Origin of the sequence: Terriglobus sp. YAF25 (assembly GCF_052113305.1) — a bacterium.
Classification (GTDB): domain Bacteria; phylum Acidobacteriota; class Terriglobia; order Terriglobales; family Acidobacteriaceae; genus Terriglobus.
This window is the reverse complement of record NZ_JBFRCY010000250.1, coordinates 2,501-5,706: the sequence shown is the minus strand read 5'-3', so window position 1 is coordinate 5,706 and position 3,206 is coordinate 2,501. Positions and strand designations below refer to the sequence as shown.

At 57.2% G+C, this 3,206-nt stretch carries 2 rRNA genes (1 of these 2 cut by a window edge); both read right to left on the bottom strand.

Features of this window, described 5'->3' with window-relative positions:
• Positions 1-104 precede the first annotated feature (104 nt).
• Positions 105-221, bottom strand: a 5S ribosomal RNA gene (gene rrf / locus AB4043_RS12180).
• Positions 222-318: 97 nt separating this feature from the next.
• A 23S ribosomal RNA gene (locus AB4043_RS12175) occupies positions 319-3,206 on the bottom strand (it continues 233 nt past the right edge of the window).

Genomic DNA, 3,206 nt, shown 5'->3' with positions numbered 1-3,206 from the left:
CTCTACGCAATCTTACTTTTCCCTGCGAGTTCACTGCGAAACACAGTTCCTGCCTGGAAATGCCGAAGGCCCTCGACAATGTCGAGGGCCTTCGTGGAAGGATGTTCCGGCGGTGTCCTACTCTCCCACACCCTGTCGGGTGCAGTACCATCGGCGCTGGCAGGCTTAGCTTCCGGGTTCGGAATGGGACCGGGCGTTTCCCTGCCGCTATGGCCGCCGTAACTTTATGAAACTGTTCACGTGGCGCAACCGTTGTGGGGGTTGCGGCGCGGGCGTGTGTTGTTTCAGATACTGCACAGTGGACGCGTAGCTTCTTTGTTGGTAAGTCCTCGGCCTATTAGTACCGGTCACCTTCACACGTTGCCGTGCTTCCAGTTCCGGCCTATCAACCCCATGGTCTGTGGGGGGCCTTAACCACTCGGGGGTGGTGAGAAACCTCATCTTGGAACGGGCTTCCCGCTTAGATGCTTTCAGCGGTTATCCCTCCCGAACGTAGCYAACCAGCCRTGCCCTTGGCAGRACAACTGGCACACCAGAGGTTCGTCCGTCCCGGTCCTCTCGTACTAGGGACAGCCYTYCTCAAGWYTCYKACGCGCRCRGCGGATAGRGACCGAACTGTCTCACGACGTTCTAAACCCAGCTCGCGTACCGCTTTAATGGGCGAACAGCCCWACCCTTGGGACCGACTCCAGCCCCAGGATGCGAYGAGCCGACATCGAGGTGCCAAACCATCCCGTCGATATGGACTCTTGGGGAAGATCAGCCTGTTATCCCCGGGGTACCTTTTATCCGTTGAGCGACRSCGCTTCCACWWGCCRSYGCCGGATCACTAGTCCCGACTTTCGTCCCTGCTCGACMCGTCGGTCTCACAGTCAAGCTCCCTTGTGCACTTRCACTCRACACCTGATTGCCAACCAGGCTGAGGGAACCTTTGGGCGCCTCCGTTACMYTTTRGGAGGCAACCGCCCCAGTTAAACTACCCACCAGRCACTGTCCCTGATCCGGATCACGGACCCAGGTTAGACATCCAGCACGACCAGAGTGGTATTTCAACAATGACTCCACCATGACTGGCGTCACAGCTTCAAAGTCTCCCACCTATCCTACACAAGCCGAACCGAACACCAATATCAAGCTATAGTAAAGGTCCCGGGGTCTTTCCGTCCTGCTGCGCGAAACGAGCATCTTTACTCGTAATGCAATTTCACCGGGCCTATGGTTGAGACAGYCGAGAAGTCGTTACGCCATTCGTGCAGGTCGGAACTTACCCGACAAGGAATTTCGCTACCTTAGGATGGTTATAGTTACCACCGCCGTTTACTGGCGCTTAAGTTCTCAGCTTCGCCACACCGAAATGTGACTAACCGGTCCCCTTAACGTTCCAGCACCGGGCAGGCGTCAGTCCGTATACATCGCCTTACGGCTTCGCACGGACCTGTGTTTTTAGTAAACAGTCGCTTCTCGCTGGTCTCTGCGGCCACCACCAGCTCCAGGCGTAAAGCCCATCACCAGCAATGGCCCCCCTTCTCCCGAAGTTACGGGGGCATTTTGCCGAGTTCCTTAACCAYAGTTCWCYCGAWCGCCTCGGTATTCTCTACCTGACCACCTGWGTCGGTTTAGGGTACGGGCCGCCATGAAACTCGCTAGAGGCTTTTCTCGACAGCATAGGATCATCCACTTCACCACAATCGGCTCGGCATCAGGTCTCACCCTTAAYGAGGAACGGATTTACCTACCCCTCGGGCTACACCCTTACCCCGGGACAACCACCGCCCGGGCTGGACTACCTTCCTGCGTCACCCCATCACTCACCTAATACAGGTCTGGACCGTCGGCTCCACCACTCCCCTTCACCCGAAGGATCCAGGGCGGCTTCACGGACTTAGCATCGCCTGGTTCAGCGTTGGCGCTTCAAAGCGGGTACCGGAATATCAACCGGTTGTCCATCGACTACGCCTGTCGGCCTCGCCTTAGGTCCCGACTTACCCTGGGCAGATCAGCTTGACCCAGGAACCCTTAGTCAATCGGCGCACACGTTTCCCACGTGTGAATCGCTACTCATGCCTGCATTCTCACTCGTGAACCATCCACAACTCGCTTACGCGGCTGCTTCACCCGGCACACGACGCTCCCCTACCCATCACAGCRAYCGTTRGRYCTYATGCTGCAATGACACGACTTCGGCGGTACGCTTGAGCCCCGCTACATTGTCGGCGCGGAATCACTTGACCAGTGAGCTATTACGCACTCTTTCAAGGATGGCTGCTTCTAAGCCAACCTCCTGGTTGTCTCTGCGACTCCACATCCTTTCCCACTTAGCGCACGCTTAGGGGCCTTAGTCGATGCTCTGGGCTGTTTCCCTCTCGACCATGGAGCTTATCCCCCACAGTCTCACTGCCGCGCTCTCACTTACCGGCATTCGGAGTTTGGCTAAGGTCAGTAACCCGGTAGGGCCCATCGCCTATCCAGTGCTCTACCTCCGGCAAGAAACACACGACGCTGCACCTAAATGCATTTCGGGGAGAACCAGCTATCACGGAGTTTGATTGGCCTTTCACCCCTAACCACAGGTCATCCCCCAGGTTTTCAACCCTGGTGGGTTCGGTCCTCCACGAAGTCTTACCTCCGCTTCAACCTGCCCATGGCTAGATCACTCCGCTTCGGGTCTTGGGCGCGCTACTTGGGTCGCCCTATTCGGACTCGCTTTCGCTACGGCTACCCCACACGGGTTAACCTCGCAACACACCGCAAACTCGCAGGCTCATTCTTCAAAAGGCACGCAGTCACGACCGCCAAGCAAGCTTGACGGCGACGCTCCCACGGCTTGTAGGCACACGGTTTCAGGTACTATTTCACTCCGCTCCCGCGGTACTTTTCACCATTCCCTCACGGTACTATCCGCTATCGGTCACCAGGGAATATTTAGGCTTAGCGGGTGGTCCCRCCAGATTCACACGGGATTTCTCGGGCCCCGTGCTACTTGGGTGGTTCTCAAGCAAGTTGCTGACATTTCAGCTACGGGGGTCTTACCCTCTACGCCGGGCCTTTCGCATGCCCTTCGCCTACMWCAACAATTTCTGACTCKCCGACCRGCCGGCAGACYGATCAAGMRMACTCCCACGACCCCGTATGCGCAACCCCTGCCGGGTATCACACACATACGGTTTAGCCTCATCCGGTTTCGCTCGCCACTACTCCCGGAATCA